This is a genomic window from Luteibacter sp. 3190 (genome assembly GCF_031456385.1).
Taxonomy (GTDB): Bacteria; Pseudomonadota; Gammaproteobacteria; order Xanthomonadales; family Rhodanobacteraceae; genus Luteibacter.
Genome location: NZ_JAVDUO010000001.1, coordinates 1,064,855 through 1,086,666 on the forward strand (window position 1 = coordinate 1,064,855; position 21,812 = coordinate 1,086,666).

A 21,812-nucleotide genomic window follows, 5' to 3' on the forward strand; every position below is an offset into this window, starting at 1 on the left:
AGGGGCCGTCGTCTTCACAACTGCGGACTTCTCTTAGTCTCGCCCAGGGCATAGAATCGCCCGCGCCGTTGTGACGCCAGTCTCATTTTTCGGCGATCATCGCCGGCCATCCACAGGGGGATGGCTGGGCAGTCCTCGCGCGCTCCCGACCGGCCTTCGCCGGACATCACCATTTTCCGCTTCGTGGACATCGTCCGCGCGCTTTTGCTCGTCTTGAAGAAACAGGGGTCTTCATGAATCGCATTTACCGCCTTTGCTGGAACGCGGCGACGTCGCAGTGGGTTGCCGCCAGCGAACTCGCGCGGAGCAGCCGCCCGGTTCCCTCGACGGCAGCGCGAGCGCGCGCACCGCGGGCCGCGTCGGTGGCGGTGGCGATCTCGCTGGCGCTTGGCGCTCCCGGACTTTCGCATGCGGGCCAGACGGGCGGTCAGATCGTCGGCGGTAACGGCAGCATCCAGCAAGGCGGCGCGGTCACGACGATCCGCCAGGACAGCCAGCGCCTGTCGCTGAATTGGCAGACGTTCGACATCGGTGCCAACGAGACCGTGAAGTTCGTTCAGCCAGGTCGCGACGCGATCGCGGTGAACCGGATCCTCGGCAACAAGGCCTCCGACATCCAGGGCCACCTCGACGCCAACGGGCAGGTCTGGCTGATCAACCCGAACGGCGTGGTGTTCGGTGAGCGGGCACAGGTCAATGTCGGCGGCCTCGTGGCGTCGACCCTCGACACCGGCGACGATTCCGTCGACGCCCGCAGCCGGACCTTCAGCGGCGACGGCAAGGGCTCGGTGATCAACAAGGGTGCGATCCACGCCGCCGACGGTGGCTATGTGGCGCTGCTCGGCAATCAGGTCTCGAACCAGGGCGTGGTGACCGCCCGGCTGGGCACCGTGGCGATGGCCGGCGGCAGCGCGGTGACGCTGAACTTCGAAGGCAGCCAGCTCGTCAACGTGCAGGTCGATCGCAGCACGCTCGACAACCTCGTCGAGAACCGCCAGCTGGTCCAGGCGGACGGCGGCCGTGTCTTCATGACGGCGGGCGCGCGCGATTCGCTGCTGGCCAGCGCGGTGAACAACACCGGCGTGGTCCGGGCGCAGACGGTCGAGAATCGCGACGGCCAGATCGTGCTGCTAGGGGGCATGACGGCCGGCCACGTGAATGTGGAGGGGACGCTCGACGCCAGCGCGCCGAACGGCGGCAACGGTGGCCACATCGAGACGTCGGCCGCGTTCGCCAACCTGGGCGCGGCACATGTCACGGCGGCCGCCCCGCGCGGCGCGGCCGGCACCTGGCTGATCGATCCGTACGACCTCACGATCGACCAGACCGCGGCGACCACGATCTCCAACTCGCTCAACGGCGGCACCAGCGTCACCGAACAGACGACCGCCGGCGGCACCCTGGGCGCTGGCGTGATCAACGCCAACGGGTCTGGCGACATCACCGTCGCCGCGCCGATCACGTGGACCAACGCGGCGGCGACGCTGACGCTGGACGCGTACCGGTCGATCAACGTCAAGGCGGCGATCGGCGGTCCGGGCCGCGTGACGCTGAAGGCCGGCAGCGGCGGCACGGGCGACATCGTGCTCGGCGCGGCCATCCGCGGCGATGCCGGCGTCACTCTGACGGCGGCCGGTCACTTCGTGAACCAGGCGGGTGCGGGCGCGCTCGCCGCCGCCAACGGCCGCTGGCTGGTCTATTCCTCGTCGCCGGTGGGCGACACGACGGGCGGCCTCGTGCCGGGCTTCCTCCAGTACAACGCGCCGGCCGGCACGGCGCCGGTAGTGGGCGGTAACGGATTCCTCTACGCGCTGGCGCCGACGGTCGCGCTCGGCGCACCGGTGGGCACGGTCCGCAAGGACTACGACGGCGGCACCGCCGCCGCGCTGACCGGCGCCAACTTCAACGCCAGCGGTCTCGTCAACGGCGACCGCATCGCCACGGGCAGCGGCACGTACGCGAGCAAGGACGCGGCGAGCGGCCTGCAGGTCAGCACCGCCACCGCCGCCAGCGCCTATACGTTCACGGCGGCCGATGGCATGACGCCTGTGTACGGATACGACGTTTCGGGCGGCGGCGCATCCGCCAACATCGGCGTGATCGACCCGAAGCAGCTCGGCATCGCGATCGTCAACAACCCGACCAAGACGTACAACGGCACCACCACGGCCACCCTCACGGGATCGAACTACCTGATGTCCGGCCTGGTGGCCGGTGAAAGCATCACGTTCAGCCAGCCGAACACCGTGGCGTACGAATCGGCCGATGCCGGCTCGCGTACCGTCACGGCGACGTTCGTGTCCTCCAACTTCGTGGCCGCGAACAACACCAAGGTCTCGAACTACGTGCTGCCAACCGTGGCTACCGGCGCGGGCACGATCAACAAGGCGAAGGTCCAGCTCTCGGGCCTGATCGGCAACGACAAGGTCTACGACGGCACGGCCAACGACTCGCTGGACAAGAGCCGCGCGTCGATCTTCGGCGTGATCGCCGCCGATGTGAACGACGCGACCCTGGACGCCAGCGCCGGCGCGGGCCTGTTCGCCGATGCGAACGTGGGCAACGGCAAGGGCGTCACCGCCACCGGCTTCCAGCTGGTGGGCAACAAGGCGTCGAACTATGAGCTGGTTGCGCAGTCGGACATCACGGCGTCGATCACGCCGAAGACCCTGACCATCGGCGGCGTCAGCGCAAGGGACAAGGTCTACGATGCCACGACCGGCGCACTGCTCGTGTTCGACCAGGGCACGTACGGCCTGCAGGGCGTCGTCGGCAGCGATGCCGTGGCCCTGCTTTCGTCCGGCGCTTCGGCCAGTTTCGCCACGAAGAACGTCGGCAATGGGCTCACCGTGACCGCCACGGGCTTCGCGCTCTCGGGCGACGGCGCAAGCAATTACCGCCTCGCGCAGCCGACCGGCCTGTCGGCCAACATCACGCCGGCCCCGCTGACGCTGACCATCACCGGCAACCCGACGCGTACCTATAACGGCACCGTCAACGCGAACCTCCGCGCCGGCGACGTCACGATCCAGGGCTGGCAGGGCGGCGACTCGGGCAGCGTCGTGCAGAGCGCCGGTGCGTCGTACGACAGCAAGGACGCCGGCACGCGCACCGTCACGGCCGCCATCGAGGCGTCGGACTTCAACATCGGATCGGGCACGTCGCTGTCGAACTACACGTTCGCCTCGAGCATCACCGGTCTGGGCACGATCGCCAAGGCGCCACTGCAGTGGAAGATCGTGGGCAATCCGTCGAAGCAGTACGACGGCACGACCAACGCCACGCTGACCAGCGCGAACTACGACGTCTACGGATTCATCGTCGGCGAGGGCGCGTCGGTTACCCAGACGCGTGGCGACTATGCCACCGCCGACGCGGGTATCCGCCTGGTGACCGCCAACGTCGGCGCCGGCGACTTCGCGCCCATCGCGGGCACCGACCTCGCCAACTACGTGCTGCCGACCAGCATCACGGGTTACGGCTTCATCGAGAAGGCGGACACCAGCGGCGTATATGTCCGCATCATCGGCGTTCCGACGCGTGCCTATGACGGCACCACGCTCGCCACGCTGCTCAGCAGCGACTACAAGGTGACGGGCAATTTCCCGAACGACGAAGGCTTCATCATCACGAAGACCGAAGGCGCCTACGCGAGCAAGAACGTCGGCAAGCAGCCAGTGATGGTCACACTCGCGCAGGGCGACTACCAGCCCATTGGTAACACCAAGCCGGAGAACTACCAGCCGCTGCCCACCGAGGCCTACGGTACCGGCGAGATCACCCGGGCGATCCTCACGGCGTCGATCGTCGGCAATCCGTCGAAGGTCTACGACGGCACGACCTATCAGACCCTGGGCGTCTCGAATTACTACATTTCCGGCTTCGCTGCCGACGAAGGCGCCGACATCGTCCCGTCGAAGTCGGTGCATTACGACACGAAGAACGTCGGTGCCAACAAGACGATCACGGCCGACATGGCCGTTACCTCCTACCTGGCGCACTCGGGTACCGACCTGTCGAACTACCAGCTCGACTTCGACGCGACCGGCACCGGCTCCATCACCGCCGCCCCCCTGCACATCGTGGGCGTGAGCGCGAACGGCAAGGTCTACGACACCACGACCGCCGCGACGCTCAACAGCGCCGGCGCGCGCCTGATCGGTCTCGTCGGCGCCGACGTGTCGAACGTGACGCTGACCCGCGGCACCACCGGCACGTTCGACAGCGCCGACGCCGGCACGCGTGGCGTGACGGCGATCGGCTTCGGCATCTCGGGCAGCGAAGCGGGCAACTACACACTGGATCCGTTGACCGGTCTGTCGGCGACCATCAGCCCGGCGGCGCTCGACATCCTCAACGTTGCCGCCGTGAGCCGGTACTACAACGGCAACACGGCCATCGCCCTGAACACGTCCGGCGCGAGCCTCAGTGGCGTCTTCGGAGCCGACGCCGGCAACGTCGTGCTCGACGCTTCGTCGGCCACCGGTTCCGTGCGTTCGCCCAACGCCGCCAACGGCCTCGACGTCACCACGACCGGTTTCGGGCTCACCGGCAGCCGCGCGTCGAACTACCGTGTCAACGCCGTCACGGGCCTTACGGCGAACATCAACAAGGCGCCGATCGTCGCCACGATCACGGGCAATCCGACCAAGCCGTACGACGGCTCGAACTCGGTGACGCTGCTGGCCGGCGACTACACGCTCACCGGCTTCGTGAACGGGCAGGGCGCCACCATTCCGCAGTCGTCGACCTCGCGCTACCTTGGCGTGAACGCCGGCAGCAACGTCGGCCTCGCGTCGACGCTCTCGGTGTCCGACTTCGTCGCCAACGCCGGCACGAACCTCGCCAACTACGCGCTGCCGACGGCGGCCTCGGGCACGCTCGGCACCATCACGCCGTTCATCATCAACCTGACCTCTACGCGCGTCTACGACGCGACGACCAACGCGGCGGCCTCGCTGTTCACGGACGGCAATGGCACCGTGCTCGGTGTGAACGGTGAGCGCGTGTCGCTGACCGGCACCGGTACCCTGGTCACGAAGAACGTCGGCTCGCAGCGCGCCTTCCAGGACTTCGGCACGCTGGCGCTCGGCAACTACGGCGGTTCCTCCGCGCAGAACTATACCCTGGCCGGCGGCATCGACTGGGTGACGATCACGCCCGCCACGCTCACGGTCAGCGGCACGTTCGCAGACGACAAGGTGTACGACGGCAACCGCACGGCCGCGCTCCACGGCTCCGTGCTCAACGGCGTGCTCGGCGCCGACACGGTCAACCTCAACGGGACGGCGACCGGCACCTTCGACTCGAAGAACGTCGGCACCGGCAAGGCCGTGGCCACCGCGATGACGATCGACGGTACGGACGGGATGAACTACGTTCTTCGCCAGCCGACCGACGTCACCGCCAGCATCACGCAGAAGCACGTCACGGTCAGCGCCACCGGCATCACGCGCGTGTACGACGGAACCACCGGCGCGTCGGCGACGCAGCTGAGCGTCGATGGCAAGGTCGGCAACGACGCCGTGACGGCGGGCGGCACCAAGACGTTCGACACGAAGGACGTCGGCACCGGCAAGACCATCAGCGTCAGCCAGATCGGCCTCAGCGGTGCCGACGCTGGCAATTACGCGCTCGACAACGCCACGACGTCCACCACCGGCAACATCACCGCGCGCGTGATCAACCTCACGGGTGGTCGCATCTACGACCAGACGCAGGCCGCCGCGGCCGGCACGCTCGCCATGTCCAACCTCGTCGGCGGCGAGACGCTGGTGCTGAGCGGCGCCGGCGCGCTGGGCGGCAAGAACGTGGGTGCGTACGCGTCCAGCAAGACGGGGGCGCTGGCGTTCGCGCTGGGCACGCTTGCCCTCGGCGACGGCGGAAACGGCGGCAAGGCGAGCAATTACACGCTCGTCGGCGGTACGGATACGTATAACGTCACGCGCGCGCCGCTTACCGTCAACGGCACGGTCGCCGCCAACAAGATCTATGACGGCAATACCGCCGCATCGCTTAGCGGTTCCGTCCTCGTCGGCGCCTACGGCGGCGACGACATCGGCCTGGGCAACACCGCCATCGGCGCGTTCAGCGACAAGAACGTGGGTCAGGGCAAGACGGTCACGACCTCCTTCACGCTGCTGGGCAACGACGCGGGCAACTACGTGTTGACGCAGCCGGGCAACGTCCGCGCGGACATCACGGCCAAGGGCATCACGGTCGTCGCCACGGGCGTGAACAAGGCGTACGACGGCACGACCGCCTCGACGGCGACGCTGGGCAGCGCCGACGTCGACAGCGGCGACCAGGTGTCCTACACCTGGACCAGCAACCTGTTCGCCGACAAGAACGTGGCCAACGGCATCGGCGTCCTGGTCGGCGGCATCGGCCTCACGGGCACCGGGGCGGGCAACTACACGCTGCTGAACACGCAGGCGAGCACGACGGCCAACATCACGCCGTACGTGCTCAGCCTGCAGGGCACCCGCGTTTACGACGCGACGGCGCTCGCGGCAGCGAACGTCTTCGGCGGCAGCGTGAGCGGCGTCAACGGCGAGGTGCTCGGCCTAACCGGCAGCCTCACGCTGGCGGACAAGAATGTCGGCCTGCGCAAGACCCCGACCGACATCAGCGGCATGTCGCTCGTCGACATCGGCAACGGCCTGACGGGCAACTACAGCCTGCAGGGTGGCACGCACTGGGTGACGATCACGCCGCGCAACATCACGGGCTCCATCGCCGCCGGCGACAAGGTGTACGACGGCAACACCACGACCGCCACCTACGGCGTGCTCTCCGGCGTGCTGGCGAACGACGACGTCGGTTACGCCTGGACCCTGGGCAACTTCGATACGAAGAATGCCGGCAACGGCAAGACGGTGACGGTTTCGGGCCACGTGGGCGGCGCGGACGCGGCGAACTACATCGTCACGAGCAACGCCACGACGCTGGCCAACGTCACGCCGAAGGCGATCACCGGCACCATCCTCGCCGACGACCGTGTCTACGATCGCACGACGAGCGCGACCACGCATGGCGCGCTTTCCGGCGTGATCGGCATCGACGACGTGCGTTACACCTCGACGAGCGGCCAGTTCCTCGACAAGAACGCCGGTTACGGGAAGACGGTGGTCGTGGCGGGTGTGGTCGGCGGCGCCGACAAGGACAACTACGTCGTCACCTCCAACGGGACCACCCTGGCGTCGATCGCGACGAAGGCGATCACCGTCGCCAACACGTCGACGAACAAGATCTACGACACCACGAACGCGGCGACCACCAGCCTGTCGCAGACGGGCGTGATCGCCGGCGACGACGTGGTGCTGGATGCCACGGGCTCGACGTTCGCCGATGCGAACGCCGCCACCGGCAAGACCGTGACGACCACCGGCATCGCCCTTGGCGGAGCGGATGCCGCCAATTACACGGCCAACACGACCGCCACGACCCTCGCCGACATCACGCCGTTCGTCCTCGACCTGCAGGGCACGCGCGTCTACGACGGCAGCAACGTGATCGCGGCGAGCGTGCTCGGCGGCAGCATCGCCGGCATCGGTGGGCAGGTGCTGGGCCTGACCGGCGCCATGCAGGTCGCCGACAAGAACGTGGGCACCCGCAAACCCGCAACCGACGTCAGCGGCATGACCCTGGTGGATCAGGGTGGCGCGCTCGCATCGAACTACACCTTCTTCGGCGGCGACCATTGGGCCACCATCACGCCGAAGGCGATCGTGGTCGACGCGACCGGCTCGAACAAGGTGTACGACGGCAACACGATTGCCCAGGCGAGCCTCGGCTCGGCCGGGATCGTGGGCAACGACCAGGTGACGTTCACCGGCTCGCAGGCGAACTACAGCGACCGTAACGCGGGCACCGGCAAGACGATCGTCGTCCAGGGCATCACGGGCGCCGGTGGCGATGTCGGCAACTACACGTGGAACACGACCGCGCAGACCCTCGGCGACATCACGCCGAAGGCGATCGTCGGCAGCATCGTGGCCGACGGCAAGACCTACGACGGGACGACCGCCGCGATGACGCACGGCGCCCTCGCGGGTGTCGTGGCCGGCGACGACGTGTCGATCGGCACGCAGGGCGTGTTCGTCGACCGGAACGCCGGCACGGGCAAGACGGTCGACGTCGGCGGCACGCTGGGCGGGGGCGACGCGGGCAACTACACGCTCTCGACGAACGCGACGACGCTCGCCGACATCGGGCGCGTGGTGATTTCGCTCGACGGCACGCGCGTCTACGACGGCACGGCGGCCGCGGCCGCCGCGATGTTCGGCCACGACGGGCTCGTGGCCGGCATCGCCGGTGAGACGCTGCGCCTGTCCGGCACCGGTACGCTCGCCAGCCGCAACGTCGCCACGCGCGAGACGGTGGCCGGCCTCGGTACCCTCGCGCTCAACGACAACGGCGCTGCGCTCGCGGACAACTACACGCTGCTCGGCGGCACGCACGTCGCGACCGTGACGCCGCTGCTCGTCCGGGCCGGCGTCTCCGCCGACGATAAGGTCTACGACGGCAACACCTCGGCCACGACGCATGGCGCGCTGTCCTGCGTGCTCGCGGGCGACGATGTCCGGCTGACGACGAGCGGCCGCTTCCTCGACAAGAACGCGGGGCAGGGCAAGACGGTGGCCGTCGACGGTCGCATCGACGGCGTGGACGCCGGCAACTACCGCCTCGACGTCGCGCCGACGACGCTCGCCTCGATCACGAAGCGTGCCGTCACCATCAGCGCCACCGGCACCAACAAGTTCTTCGATGGCAACGCGAACGACGTGGCGCCGCTGTCGGTGAGCGGCGTGTTGTCCGGTGACGTGGTGACGTTCGCCGCCTCCAGCACGCTGTTCTCGGATTCGGCGATCGGCCTCGGCAAGACGGTCACGGCCAGCGGCATCCAGGCCAGCGGCGCCGACGCGCAGAACTACGCGTACAACACGGTGGCGGTCACCTCCGCCGACATCCTGCAGAACCCCTCGCAGGGCGCGTCGTCGACGGCGGTGGCGCAGATGGACGCCGTGCTCGCGCCGGAGTCGATCGCCACCCCGTACGGGGTCGCGCAGAACCTGTCGGTCGGCCAGTACTCGGGCAACCACAAGAAGACCCGCAAGGCCGTCGAGAAGAACGTCTCGAGGGACGATTTCACGTCCGGCCTGTCGCTTCGGCTGGTCGACGGCGGCGTCCGTGCTCCCGCGGATGCGATGCAGTGACGCATCGCATCGCGGGTATCCACTCCATTTCAAGTAACGGTTCGACGATGACCATGGTTCCGCTCCACCGCCGCCACACCCGCCGCCTCGCCGCCTGCATCCTGCTCGCCCTGGCTTCCACGGCGCAGGCCCAGGTGCGCACGCCGCAGGCGGGCGACCTGCTCAATCAGCTTCCGCCGCCTCCGCCGCCGCAGAAGGCCGACGATACCGGCCTGCGCCTTCCGCCGGCCGCGCCCGTCTCGACCGCGGACAGCGCGCCGTTCCACGTCGGCCGCATCGAGGTCACGGGCGCGACGCTCATCCCGGCGGACGAGCTGCACGCGCTGGTCGCCTCGGGCGAGAACCAGGACCTCACGCTCGGCCAGCTCAACGCGCTCGCCGCGCGCATCACCGAGGCGTATCGCGCCAAGGGCTACCCGCTGAGCATGGCGTACGTGCCGCAGCAGGTGCTGTCCGGTGGCACGGTGCGCATCGCCGTGCAGGAAGCCCGCCTGGGCAAGGTGGTGCTCGAGAACCATTCGTCCACCAGCGATCGCGTGCTGAATCGCACGCTCGATCCGTTGCGCGACGGAGCGCCGATCACCGAGCACGGACTGGATCGCAGCCTACTGCTGCTCGGCGACGTGCCGGGCGTGACCGAAACCTCCGTGCTTCGGCCGGGCGAGGAACCGGGCACGTCCGACCTGGCCGTGCGCACCGACGATCGCCAGCGCTATACGGGCATCGTCGCGCTGGACGATTACGGCAATCGCTACACCGGCCGCGCTCGCGCCACCGGCACGTTCAGCGTGAACGGCCTGGCCCATCAGGGCGATGCGCTGGACGCGACGGCCGTGACCGCCGGCGAGAACATGAACTATGGACGCCTTGCCTACCGCTATCTGCTGAACGGGCAGGGCACGGTGGTTGGCGCCGCGCTTTCCAACCTCGACTACAAGCTCAAGGGCGACCTACGCGCGCTCGACGCGCACGGCACGGCGAACGTCGCCAGCGCGTGGATCAGCCACCCGTTCGTGCGCACGACCGAGGGCAACCTGTACGGCCAGCTCGGCTTCGATCGCCGCCGCCTCGACGACGATATCGATGTCGTCGGCATCCGCACGCGACGCCATACCTATGCGTGGACGGCGACGGTGGCCGGCGATCGCCGGGACGCGAACGGCGTGACCAACTTCAACGTCACGGCCACCTACGGCCGCCTCGGGTTCGACGACGACTTCGCGGAATTCGTCGACCTGATCAGCGCGCGCACGAAGGGGCGCTACCTCAAGTACACGCTCTCGGTGGCTCGCCTGCAGAAGCTGTCGGAGAACAACGCCATCTATATCGGCTTCCAGGGCCAGTGGGCGAACCGCAACATCGACACGTCCGAGCAGTTCTACCTGGGCGGCGCCAACAACGTCCGCGGCTACGACACCGGTGCGCTCTCGGGCACGCAGGGGCAGATGCTCAACCTCGAGTTCCGTCGCACGCTGAACTTCGGCATGACCGGCACCTGGGTGGCGACCGCGTTCGCCGACGCCGGCCGCGCCACGATCTACAAGGACCGCTTCGCCCCGGGCACCAATCGCGCGCACATGCAGGACGCGGGCGTGGGCTTGCGCTGGCAGGGCGACGACCAGTGGTCGCTCGCCGCCGATGTCGCGCATCCGATCGGCGCGCGGCCCGAGATCGTGGGCGAAACGCACGACTGGCGCGCGTGGGTGCAGATCCAGAAAGGCTTCTGACGAAGGGCGTCCTGGCTCAGGTCCGATCGGACCGCGCCGTGGGGGGAGGTGCCGTCGCCGTCGCGCTGGCGACGTGCGACAGCACGGGCAGGGCGACCGCCCAGGCGACCGCCAGCCAGGCCACGGCGGAATAGGGATGCTCGGGTAACACGACCGCGTTCCAGCCGCGCGCGGCCGCCAGATAGTCCATCGGGCCGCCGATCGCACCCAGCACGGCGGCGATGCCACGTCGCCGCCGCAGGAACGACAGCGACCGGCTGAGCGTGGTGGCGAAACACAGCCAGAGCGCGAGGATCCAGACAGGCGCGCCGTCCGGCGGGAGCGCGGGTGACGGCGACGCATACCGCCACCAGCCGGCCAGGGAAGGCACGCCGTCGACGATCAGGCCGCACAGCAGCGCGAGCCCGAGGACTCTCAATTCGGCGACGAAGCGCCCGCCCAGCGCCACCTGTATCGCCACGAACACGGCAGCGGCCAGCAAGGCCCAGCCGGTGTCGCCGCGCGCCGCGCCGATGACCAGCGCGAACCACACGGCCTGATAGCCGATGGCGTTGAACCACTTCGCGAGGGTGGGCCGGTCGATCGTCATCGCGCGCGGCCCGGCGACGAGCCGCGTGCCGCACGGGCGTGGACATGGGGCGAGGCAGGCGTGCGCATCGTCACTTCCGGTGGTGGTTGCGAGTTTTACGTAGAAGGGCGCCTGTTTGGATGCATGGGGTACCCTATGCTTGATTCACTCGGTATGCCCCTGTCGCCAAAGGCATCGCCTGACAGACTTCGAATGAATCTTGCTAAATCACGCTGGTCGGACCGGGTGATGTACCTGAGAGCTGATCACGCATACCACGCGGAGGATGTCGCATGAGATGTACGAGGCGGAGCCTCATCTTGATTGCCGTTGGCTTGTGCGCGGTGGCTTCTGCCGCCTCAGGTGCGGAAACGACCTGGGCAACGGTCACGATCTCGTCGAGCCGTGACTTTTCCCCGTCGCCAGGCTGGGAAAAAGGTGGGCGTCCAGGGCACTGGGTTTACACGCGCGACGTCGTCAAGACAGTGCCGGCCGAAGGCCGCGAGTATCCCCCGGTGGTCGTGACACAAGGCGCAGCTGCGGTCGATGTGCGCCCATTTTCCGACGCCTTGACGTCGCACAGCTCACCATGTGAGGCGGTTCAGATCGACCGCAGAGACGTCACATGCGCATACCGCTCGGGATATCTCGTCCTGACGAAAAGCACTGAACTGCTTCATATCGATACGGTTTTCGGTCGCCGCGAATCTGACTGGATAGCGCGGCAACTTCGACGGGATCGTGCCGAATTTTCGCGCGAGCTCGGTGAGAAGGCGGATCCCGTCGTCCTGGTCTACCTACTGCCTTGGGCTGAGGGGGCATGTGGCACGCTCGGTGGGGTACGAGAAGGCTTGATGCTCCTCGGAATCAGCCGAGCATGTGTGGATAAAGAGCACCGTCCGGAGTTAAGTCACTTCCTGGCCCACGAGACGTTTCATCTTTGGAATTACATCGTCGCACCGAGAGCGGGGACCGACCCGTGGGCGATGATGGTGCTCGAGGGCGGTGCCGAGTGGGCGGCAGATCTCGTGACCTCGGGCGGCCAATCCGATCAACCGTTGGCCACTTCACTTGCGGACCGCATCTTTTCCTGCGCATCCAGCCTCGCCGGGGATACACGGTCCGCTTACGCGATCGTCAAAGCGCAGCCATCCATTGCCTATAACTGCGGGGCGGTCTATGTGTTTGAAAAGAGCATCGTGACATTCGGGGAATCGAACGCCCGAAGTCGATTTTTCTCTTGGACACGCGCCGAGGTCACCTCGGCCGCGGCATCATCGAAGCCTGCTCGCGAACCTACCGGGGTTGCATCGGAAGGCGCTGTCGAGGCGACGTATCGCGGAACCGGTAATTGGCTCGACGCGACTGCTGCTTGGATGAGCGCCCATGGCGTTCGCGTCAGGTTGGACGGGCCGCCTACGCTCAGCCAGGCTCGGCGGATGAACATAGATATCGTTCGGGACGTGCTCAAGAACGACTGCGCGGGCCGCTATGGGCTTTATACCGACGGCATCCCTCGTATCGATCCAGTGTTGAAGGGCTGCCGGACGATGTCGGTCGGTGGCCAACCGGTGTCGTTAAACGGCGAGTCGCTTCAGGCCAACCCGGTTGGCGCCGCCGAGGCGTGGGCGTCGGCATGCAAGAAGGGGGAAGCGGTGACCGTGCGGTACCTTGACGGGCGGCAAGAATCCAAGCCCCGGTGTAGCAAGAACGGCCTCGTGCCCATTCGGACAGTTGGTATCGTGCTGTGATTTTCCCTCCAGCGGAGGGATGATTTCATGGTGCTGAAAACAGGCCGATCGTGGCGACAGCACGCCGGGATCGTGGCGACTTACATCCGACGAAGGCGGGGCCGGCGTAACATGGCGCCATTCCTGTCGAGGCTGGTGTCATGTCCAAGAAACTGAAGATCGATTTCGTCTCCGATATCGCGTGTCCCTGGTGCGCCATCGGGCTGGGCGGGCTGGAACGCGCGCTGGAACGGCTCGACGGCGTCGTCGACGCCGACATCGCGTTCCATCCGTTCGAACTCAATCCGTCGATGCGCGCCGGTGGCGAGAACACGGTGGAGCACATCGTCGCGAAGTACGGCATTCCGGCGGACGAAGCCCGCATGAACCGCGAACGCATCAAGGAGCGCGCCGCCACCGTCGGTTTCACGTTCAATACCTCCGACGACACGCGCATCTACAACACGTTCGACGCGCACCGACTCATGGCGTGGGCGGCGGGCACGGGCAGGCAGCAGGCGCTGAAACGCCAGCTGTTCATCCTGAACTTCACCGACCAGACGGACCCTGGCGATCACGACGCACTCGTCGCCGCGGCGGAGAAGGTCGGGCTCGACCCGGTCGAAGCACGCGCGGTCCTCGCGTCCGATCGATACGGCGACGACGTGCGGCGCAGCGAGGCCCTCTGGCAGAGCCGCGGCATCACCGGCGTGCCAGCCGTCATCGTCAACGACCGCTATCTGATCTCCGGCGGCCAGCCACCCGAAGAGTTCGAACGCCAGCTCCGCAAGATCGCCGCCGAAGGCTGATGCCTCGCGGTCGCCGCGGGCGGGCGATTCAGGCGACGCGCGCGCCCGGCCTTTCGAGCACCGCGTCGACCCAACGCGTGACGTCGTCGGTAGAGGGCGTGTCCGCGGAGAATAGAATCCGGTAGATCAACGGCGCGACGACGCCGTCGAGCAACGCGTCGGTCGGTGCGGGATGCTCGCCGCGCCCCGACGCACGCTCCGCGATGGCTTCGAGTTGTTGCGCGCAGAAACTCGCGCAACGCCCCGGGTTGTCGCGACCCTGGGCGCTTAGGATGTCACGCAACAGGGATCGACCGGGGTCCGACGACATTTCGTCGCGATACTGCTCGAGCCACGTGAGCAGATCGCTCCGGTAAGCCCCTGTGTCGGCGGGCGGGGTGTCCGGCTGCATCCGCGAGACCGCGACGTCGGCCAGCAGCTGCGCAAGATCGCCCCAACGGCGATAGATCGTCGACGGCGTGACGCCCGCGCGGGCGGCGATGGCCGGCACCGTCACGCCGTCGCGGTCGGAGGCCTGCAGTTCGTTCACCGCCTGGTGCACGGCCGCCTGAACCCGGGCACTGCGACCGCCCGGGCGGACGCCGGGGGCTCGCGGGGTAGCGGAGGACGTTTCGTTCATGCATCGAAGTGTATCACTAACGCAAATCCATTGCTTTAAGCCCGAGGAAGCGTAGACTAAAGCGCATTCTTTGCTTTAGGCCTGCCCCATGAGCGCCTCCCACACCCGCTGGCCGATGGCGGTGCATACCGCTTCGTTGATCGTCTTCATCGCCGCCTCGACCGCACCGACGCCGCTTTACCGCATCTACCAAGCGACGTGGCAGTTCACGCCGACGCTGCTGAGCGTGATCTTCGCGGTGTATGCGTTCGCGCTGCTGATGGCGCTGCTCTTCGCCGGGCGACTGTCCGACCATCTGGGCCGCAGGTCGGTGATCGGCGGTGCGATCGGCCTGGATATCGTCGCGATGCTCGTCTTCCTCGAGGCCAGCAGCCCCGGTTGGCTCGTCGCGGCGCGCGTGTTGCAGGGTGTCGCGACGGGCATCGGCATGTCGACGCTCGCGGCCGCCATCCTCGATCTGGACCGGCAGCGCGGCGCGACGGTGAACAGCCTCGCTCCGATGCTCGGTCTGGGCGCGGGCGCCCTCGGTAGCACCGCGCTGGTCGTGCTTGCCCCGGCGCCGCTGCGCACGGTGTTCGTCGTGCTGATCGTGCTGCTCGTCATCGCCGCGCTGCTGACGCGCGTCACACCCGAAACCGCGGCGATGAAGCCCGGCGCGTTGGCGAGCCTGCGTCCGCACGTCCGTGTGCCGGCAAGGGCATCGGCCGCGTTCAGCGCCGTGACGCCGCTCAACGGCGCGGCCTGGATGCTGGGCGGCTTTTATCTTTCCCTGATGCCTTCGCTGGTGGCGAAGACCACCCACGCGACGTCACCGTGGATCGGCGGACTCGTCGTGACCGCCCTGATGGTGAGCGGCGCGTTCGCGGTGCTGCAGGGCCTCAATCATTCGGCGCTACGGTCGCTCAAGCAGGGCGCGATCGCGCTGGCGGGCGGCCTCGTGCTCGTCCTGGTCGGCGCGAACGTCGGCTCGGGCGCGTTCCTGCTGATCGCATCGATCGTCGCGGGTGCCGGCTTCGGCGCCTCGTTCCTCGGCGCCGTGCGCAGTATCGTGCCCCTCGCCGAGCCGCACGAACGCAGCGCGCTCATGGCCGCGTTCTATATCCAGAGCTACCTGAGTTTCAGCGTGCCGACCATCGCCGTGGGCTACCTCGCGCAGCATCAGGGCCTGCTCGCCGCGGCGAACGTGTATGGCGCGATCATCGTGGCGCTGGCCCTGGCGGCGCTCGCGTGGATCGTGGCGCGGGCGCGGCACGTGCATGCCGCGGCGCTCTCGTGAAACATCCGGGATCGCCGCGATGGAAGGCCGGCGCGGCAGACACCTGGTCCCTGCCGCGCCGTGCGATCCAGCAACTTCGTCTGAGCCCTATCGGGTTGGCTCGGGCTCACACACCCAGGTGAGCTTGCCGTTGATGTAATGCGCGACGGCGACCTCACCGGGCGGGCATATCGGCGCAAAGGATGTCGCCTGCGCCGCGTCGACATTGCGGAGCGCGTCGCCAGCCTGGACGGAGAAAGCGACAGCGGCGAAAGCACATGCGACGAATACGTTCTTCATTCTGGGCACTCCATGGTGATGACGAAGAGACACGACGAGACGGCACCGGCCTGGGCGACATCCTGCCCGGCACGGCGATGCGATTGTGCATGCCATTGCAAGGCGGCTGGGACGTTCTGCCGAATCCGCATAGACCATGCGCCTCCTTCCTTGCCATCGGCCGTTACGCGCACATGCATGGCTGCCTTGCAGTCCGACATCCCGGATGATTTCTGGATCGCCCTGCGTGAAGAGGAGCTGTTGTCGCCCATGGCTCCACTCCCGATCGACCGGGACTGATCAGGTGCCACTGCCGGGACAGACCGCCTGGCAGCGGTCGCTGCGACGCGCGTAAGACGTCCCGGCTGATGTTACGGCGACGTCGCCATCGCGGCTCTGGATGCGGGCACGGCGTGCCGCAATCTCCAGTGCGTGATGCAGAAGACCAGCAGTCCGAGCGACGTGAAGATGAAGCCTGCCCATGCCGCCGCGAGGTAACCCAGGTTCGCGGCGACGAAAAGGCCCCCGGACCACGCGCCGATCGCGTTGGAGAGATTCAGCGACGCGAGATTCATCGCGCCCATCAGGGTGGGCGCCTCGGGGGCAGCCTGGGTGAGGTGGACCTGGATCGTCGGGATGGCCATCATCATCGTCATTCCTACGCCGAAAAGGCAGGCCACCATCACCCAGGGTTCCGTGCCTTGGGTCGCAAGCGTCGCCAGCACGACGAGTGCGCCAATGAAACCAACGACGAGGCCTCGATAGCGGTAGTGGTCGGCGAGATGTCCGCCCACCAGGTTGCCGAGGGTCATGCCGACGCCGTAGGCGGCGAGTGCGACCGGTATCCACGCGGGGCCGAGCATGTCCACTTCAGTAACGAACGGGCCGACAAAGGTATAGACGGCGAAGATGCTCGAGATACCGAGCGCGGCCACGAGCATGGTGAGCCACACCAGGCCCTTCCGTAACGAGGACAGCTCCTGTACCACCGGCCCGCCTTTCAGGGCATCCGTGCGCGGCACCCACGCGAACAGCGCCAGGAAGCCGAGGGTCGCGAGGCCGGCGACGGCGAAATACGTATTCCGCCATCCCAGATGCTGACCGAGAAACGTCGCCATCGGCGAGCCGACGATGGTAGCGACGGTGAGCCCCGTCATGACGATGGCGAAGGCCCGGCCACCCTTGCCGGGACCGACGATGTACGAGGCGACGACCGCGCCGGCGCCGAAGTAGGCGCCCTGGGGAAGACCACTTATGAAGCGCGCGGCGGCGAACATGCCCAGGTTGAGGGCGCAGGCGGAGAGCACGTTGCCGATCACGAACAGCATCATCAGCGCCAGCAGGAGGTTCCTGCGGTTCCAGCGTGCGGCGGCAAGCGTGATGAGCGGCGCGCCGATGACCACGCCGAAGGCGTACGCCGTGATCGCATTCGTCGCCTCGGGGATCGAAATACCGAGGCTTCCTGCGAAAAGCTGGAGAATGCCCATGCTCGCGAATTCCGAAGTGCCGATGCAGAAGCTGCCAAGCGCCAGTGCGAAGAGGGTGAGTCCGCAGCGGCGCAGGATGCGAGTCTCGTCGGCGTGCGTGCTTACGGCGGCGCATTGGGCTTCGTACGCTTTCTCGTGCATGGCTGAAACCTTCAGTTAGACCAAACCCGTTAACGAGTCCGCTCGTGGCGGAAGTCGGTTGACGGAGAGCTGATCCGGAATACCACGCGTCGCGCAGCGCGGGCACGTAAATCGTTGCAAAGCGGTGTGTGGGCAGTCCGTCGCAGCCTCTTTGCGTTAGCGCTTTGTGGCAACTCATTGGTGGCATCCCGGCGGACCCTGACCGTGGTCATCGCCGGGCCGGCGCTCATCGTCGCGAGCCTGCTGCTCGCACCGGTACGGAGTCGATCCTCACATGGCGTGAGGCGCTACCGGCGTCCCGTCCGAGTACGTGCTGGTCGCCAGCAGGAACACGGAGACCGGGGGCAGGGTGGCGGCGTCGGCCTCATGCCCCGGAAGCAGGTACCAGTAGTTTCCGCCGATCAGCGGCGATCCCGGCAGGTTCGCTCCCCACGTGGTTCCATCCCTGGCCGGCACGTAGAACATGATGTGCGCCATGTTGTGCTCGCCTTGCGCGGATAGATACGCGCTAGCCAGGCCGAGGAGGAGGGTGGCGGCACAGGCGGCGAAGCGGCCGAGTTGGCCGAGGCGCACGATGCCGGGACGGGAGGGAGCGATATGGACGTTCATTCGGAGTTCTCCTGGATGGCGGAGGTCGCCACATGTAGGCGTCGAATGAGCAACCCGGAAATCGACACCGTCGGACGCGTCGCTGGCTGGATGCTAGTCCGGGGCTCTCCAACACCGCAAGGAAACCTCCGGTGCTGACGAAAGGCACATGCGGCGTGGGTGGGTGTTGCCGGTAGGGTGGGGCAAACGCGCCTGTGGGGTCATGGAACGACAATGAACATCTTCGCGCCGTTGATCCGACGCCCCGCCGGTGCATCGTTGCTGGGGATCGGATTGCTCATCGCCGGCACGTGGGCGTACATGCTGCTTGGCGTCGCCGCGTTGCCTTCGCTGGATCTTCCCGCCGTGGCTGTCTTCGCACAGATGCCCGGCGCCAATGCCGATACGATGGCCAACACGGTCATGGCGCCCCTCGAGCGTCACCTGGGACGCATCCCCGGCGTGAAGCAGATGAGCGGCATCGCGAACGAGGGATCGGTGCAGGTCCAGATATTGTTCGAGTTCGGGGTGGATACCGACTCGGTCGCGCGCGACGTCCAGGCCGCCATCAATGCGTCCGCCGTGGACCTGCCGACGGGCATGCCCAATCCACCGCAGTACGCGAAATTCGATACGTCGCAGATGCCGATCCTGCTGGTGACGCTGACCTCGGCGAGCCTCCCGCCGGACCGACTGTACGACCTGGCCGACACGCTCGCGAAGCCGGCCGTCGCGCAGATCGAGGGGGTGGCGAATGTGCAGCTTTCGGGTGGATCGCCGCACGCGATCCGGATCGAGCTCGACAACCTCTCCCTCGCGGCCAAGGGCATCACCGCGAACGATGTGAGTAACGCGCTGGTCGCGGCCAACGTCACGTCGGCGCTCGGCGTTATCCGGAGCGGTCACACGCAGATGACCGTGGTGGCGACCGACGCCATGCAGACGGCCGCCGAGTTCGACCACCTGCTGATCGCCGTGCGCAACAACGTACCTGTCCGTTTGTCCGACGTGGGACGTGTGACGAGCGGGCCGGAGGATCAGTACCAGGGCGCATGGTTCAATGGCGAACGGACGGTCGTCATGCAGATCAGCAAGCGACCGGAGGCGAACGCCGTCGCCACGGTGGAAACGATCCGGTCCAGACTCCCCGAACTGCGCGGGCTGCTGCCGAAGGACATCACGATACGGCCCATCTTCGACCTGACGCGGACCACCCGGTCGGGGCTTCACGAGGTCGAACTGACGTTGCTGCTCAGCGTGCTGACCGTCGCCGCCGTGATGCTCGTGTTCCTCCGCCGATGGGGACCGATGCTGATCGCCATGGCGAGCGTGCCGTTGTCGCTGGCCGGCGCCTTCGTGGCCATGTGGATGTTCGGCTTCTCGCTCAACACGCTGTCCCTCATCGCGCTGGTGCTCGCGATCGGTTTCGTCGTGGACGACGCCATCGTGGTGATCGAGAACATCGTGCGGCACATGGAACTAGGGCTGTCGCCACTTGACGCGGCACTGGTCGGCACGAAGGAAATCGGGTTCACCGTCGTTTCCATCACGCTCTCGCTCATCGCCGTCTTCGCGCCCATGGTGTTCGGTAACAACATCTTCGTGTCGCTGGTGCGGGAATTCTCCGTCACGCTCACCGCGGCGATCATCGTGAGCGCGGTGGTGTCGCTCACGATCACGCCGGCGCTCTGCGCGCACTTCTTCCAACGGCGCACCGGCAGCGATAGCCATCGGTTCGCCGTGCTCGAGCGTCGTCTGGAGCGATTCGACGACGCGATGCTGCGTGTCTACCAGCGGATGCTCGCATGGGCCATGCGTCACCGCAGGATCATGCGCTGGCAACCGATGGCCCTGATCGTGCTGACGATCGTCATGGCCGTCGCCGTCGCGATGACGGCCGGCGGCGGCATCATGCCCGACGAAGACCTCGGGATGCTCCAGGCGACCTTGCGCACCGACTCGAACGTCTCGCCCGATCAGCTCGCGCGGCGCGCCAGGGACGTTTCCGCCGTCATACTCGCGGACCCGGACGTGCTGGATGTCACCACCGCGCTCGGCGGTGCGAATGGTCCCGGCGGCGCCGTCGGAAGCACGGCGTCGTTCTACATCGATCTGAAACCTTTCGCGGAACGGCACGCCTCGGTCGACGAGGTGATCAAGCGCCTGGGCGAAACGTTCAAGGGCTGGAGCGACCTCGAGGTGGCACTCACGGCGGTGCAGTTCTTCGGCGACGGCGGGGACACCCGTTCGGGTGGTGGCCAGTACCAGATGCAGCTGACCAGTTCCTCCGGACGAAGCCTGCAGGACACCACGCTCGAACTGGCGAAGCGCTTCCGTGCGCTTCCACAGCTGCGCGACGTTGGTACGAGTTTCGACGGCATCGGCATGCAGCAGTCCGTGACCGTGGACCGTGATGCGGCATCACGTCTGGGGGTGACGATGAGCCGGGTCGATGAGACGCTGTACAACGCCTTCGGACAACGGCCAGTTTCCACCATCTATTCCGACATCAACCAGTATCGCGTCGTGCTGACGTCTTCGGGCGCGAGTTCGCTGCAGCCGGGCAATCTTCTGAACACCTACGTCCGCAGTTCGCAGGGGCGCATGATCCCGCTATCGGCGGTCGCGAGCATCGCGCCGTCCATTACGCCGACGGCGGTCAGCCACTGGAACCAGCTGGAATCCTCCGCCATCACGTACAACCTTGCGCAGGGTGTCAGTCAGCTCGAAGGCATCAAGATCGTGGACGATCTGGTCGACCAGGCGAGGCTGCCTCCGGGGGTGCAGAGCGATTATTCGGGCAGCAACCAGAAACTCATCGAAGCGATCGTGGGTGCCATCGTGATGCTCGTCGCCGTGATCGTGATCATGTACGTCCTGCTCGGCATGCTCTACGAGAGCCTCATCCATCCACTGACGATCCTGTCGACGCTTCCCGCAGCGGGCATGGGCGCCTACCTCGCCATGCTCGTGACACAGACCCCGCTTACCCTGATGTCCGTGATCGCCGTGCTCATGCTCATCGGCATCGTCAAGAAGAACGCCATCATGATGGTTGATTTCGCGCTGGTCGCCGAACGGAAACACGGCATGGGGCCGGTGGAGGCCATCACGGAAGCCGCGCTGGTCCGGTTTCGTCCGATCACCATGACGACGCTCGCCGCGATGGGTGCGGCGCTGCCGCTCGCGATCGGGTTCGGTGTCGGATCGGAAGTGCGCAGGCCGCTCGGCATCGCGATGCTCGGCGGACTGATCGTCTCGCAATGGCTTACCCTCATCAGCACCCCCGCGATCTACTTGTGGAAGCACGACCGCGCGCAGCGCAAGGCGTTCAAGCGATCGGGAGCGACGGGTTCGCGTGTCGAGGCTTCGCCAATAGCCTGACCGCAGG

At 67.0% G+C, this 21,812-nt stretch carries 12 protein-coding genes; 6 read left to right on the plus strand and 6 right to left on the minus strand.

The features are described 5' to 3' along the window. Positions 1-233: 233 nt before the first annotated feature. On the plus strand, positions 234-9,218 hold the full coding sequence (locus tag J2X58_RS04905; RefSeq protein WP_310046720.1) for a YDG domain-containing protein: 8,985 nt from the start codon (positions 234-236) through the stop codon (positions 9,216-9,218). Positions 9,219-9,265: 47 nt separating this feature from the next. Beyond that, positions 9,266-10,945, plus strand: a complete 1,680-nt coding sequence (locus tag J2X58_RS04910) for a POTRA domain-containing protein (protein WP_310046721.1) — start codon at positions 9,266-9,268, stop codon at positions 10,943-10,945. A gap of 16 nt (positions 10,946-10,961) precedes the next feature. Here J2X58_RS04910 and J2X58_RS04915 read toward each other — a convergent pair whose 3' ends face one another. Next, entirely contained in the window at positions 10,962-11,534 is a 573-nt protein-coding gene (locus tag J2X58_RS04915) for a DUF2878 domain-containing protein (protein ID WP_310046722.1), read from the minus strand. 299 nt (positions 11,535-11,833) lie between these two features. On the opposite strand from J2X58_RS04915, the gene J2X58_RS04920 reads away from it, so the two are divergent. Then, entirely contained in the window at positions 11,834-13,264 is a 1,431-nt protein-coding gene (locus J2X58_RS04920; RefSeq protein WP_310046723.1) for a hypothetical protein, read from the plus strand. 140 nt (positions 13,265-13,404) lie between these two features. After that, the gene (locus tag J2X58_RS04925) at positions 13,405-14,052 is read left to right on the plus strand and encodes a DsbA family oxidoreductase (RefSeq protein WP_310046725.1); all 648 of its coding nucleotides are present in this window, start codon (positions 13,405-13,407) and stop codon (positions 14,050-14,052) included. Between the two features lie 28 nt (positions 14,053-14,080). Here J2X58_RS04925 and J2X58_RS04930 read toward each other — a convergent pair whose 3' ends face one another. Continuing rightward, positions 14,081-14,671, minus strand: a complete 591-nt coding sequence (locus J2X58_RS04930) for a TetR/AcrR family transcriptional regulator (RefSeq protein WP_310046726.1) — start codon at positions 14,669-14,671, stop codon at positions 14,081-14,083. An 88-nt stretch (positions 14,672-14,759) separates the two neighbouring features. On the opposite strand from J2X58_RS04930, the gene J2X58_RS04935 reads away from it, so the two are divergent. After that, positions 14,760-15,947 carry an MFS transporter gene (locus tag J2X58_RS04935; RefSeq protein WP_310046727.1) on the plus strand — a complete coding sequence of 396 codons (1,188 nt, stop codon included), beginning with the start codon at positions 14,760-14,762 and terminating at the stop codon, positions 15,945-15,947. An 87-nt stretch (positions 15,948-16,034) separates the two neighbouring features. Here J2X58_RS04935 and J2X58_RS04940 read toward each other — a convergent pair whose 3' ends face one another. From J2X58_RS04940 to J2X58_RS04955, 4 genes are all read right to left on the minus strand, one after another. Beyond that, a complete protein-coding gene (locus J2X58_RS04940) occupies positions 16,035-16,226 on the minus strand; it encodes a hypothetical protein (protein ID WP_310046728.1) in 192 nt (63 codons plus the stop codon). Continuing rightward, positions 16,223-16,477, minus strand: a complete 255-nt coding sequence (locus J2X58_RS04945) for a hypothetical protein (RefSeq protein WP_310046729.1) — start codon at positions 16,475-16,477, stop codon at positions 16,223-16,225. Before J2X58_RS04945 ends, J2X58_RS04940 begins: the two co-directional genes overlap by 4 nt. Before the next feature lie 99 nt (positions 16,478-16,576). Then, on the minus strand, positions 16,577-17,833 hold the full coding sequence (locus J2X58_RS04950) for an MFS transporter (RefSeq protein WP_310046731.1): 1,257 nt from the start codon (positions 17,831-17,833) through the stop codon (positions 16,577-16,579). 270 nt (positions 17,834-18,103) lie between these two features. Then, complete coding sequence (locus J2X58_RS04955; protein WP_310046733.1) at positions 18,104-18,442, minus strand: hypothetical protein; 339 nt, start codon at positions 18,440-18,442, stop codon at positions 18,104-18,106. A gap of 213 nt (positions 18,443-18,655) precedes the next feature. On the opposite strand from J2X58_RS04955, the gene J2X58_RS04960 reads away from it, so the two are divergent. Continuing rightward, positions 18,656-21,805, plus strand: coding sequence for an efflux RND transporter permease subunit (locus tag J2X58_RS04960; protein WP_310046734.1), 3,150 nt, complete (start codon positions 18,656-18,658; stop codon positions 21,803-21,805). Positions 21,806-21,812: the final 7 nt, after the last annotated feature.

Coding starts and splice junctions, on each gene's coding strand:
- J2X58_RS04910 (WP_310046721.1), top strand. CDS start 9,266: ATGACCATGGTTCCGCTCCACCGCCGCCACACCCGCCGCCTCGCCGCC.
- J2X58_RS04930 (WP_310046726.1), bottom strand. CDS start 14,671: ATGAACGAAACGTCCTCCGCTACCCCGCGAGCCCCCGGCGTCCGCCCG.
- J2X58_RS04925 (WP_310046725.1), top strand. CDS start 13,405: ATGTCCAAGAAACTGAAGATCGATTTCGTCTCCGATATCGCGTGTCCC.
- J2X58_RS04960 (WP_310046734.1), top strand. CDS start 18,656: ATGAACATCTTCGCGCCGTTGATCCGACGCCCCGCCGGTGCATCGTTG.
- J2X58_RS04905 (WP_310046720.1), top strand. CDS start 234: ATGAATCGCATTTACCGCCTTTGCTGGAACGCGGCGACGTCGCAGTGG.
- J2X58_RS04955 (WP_310046733.1), bottom strand. CDS start 18,442: ATGAACGTCCATATCGCTCCCTCCCGTCCCGGCATCGTGCGCCTCGGC.
- J2X58_RS04915 (WP_310046722.1), bottom strand. CDS start 11,534: ATGACGATCGACCGGCCCACCCTCGCGAAGTGGTTCAACGCCATCGGC.
- J2X58_RS04950 (WP_310046731.1), bottom strand. CDS start 17,833: ATGCACGAGAAAGCGTACGAAGCCCAATGCGCCGCCGTAAGCACGCAC.
- J2X58_RS04945 (WP_310046729.1), bottom strand. CDS start 16,477: ATGGGCGACAACAGCTCCTCTTCACGCAGGGCGATCCAGAAATCATCC.
- J2X58_RS04935 (WP_310046727.1), top strand. CDS start 14,760: ATGAGCGCCTCCCACACCCGCTGGCCGATGGCGGTGCATACCGCTTCG.
- J2X58_RS04940 (WP_310046728.1), bottom strand. CDS start 16,226: ATGAAGAACGTATTCGTCGCATGTGCTTTCGCCGCTGTCGCTTTCTCC.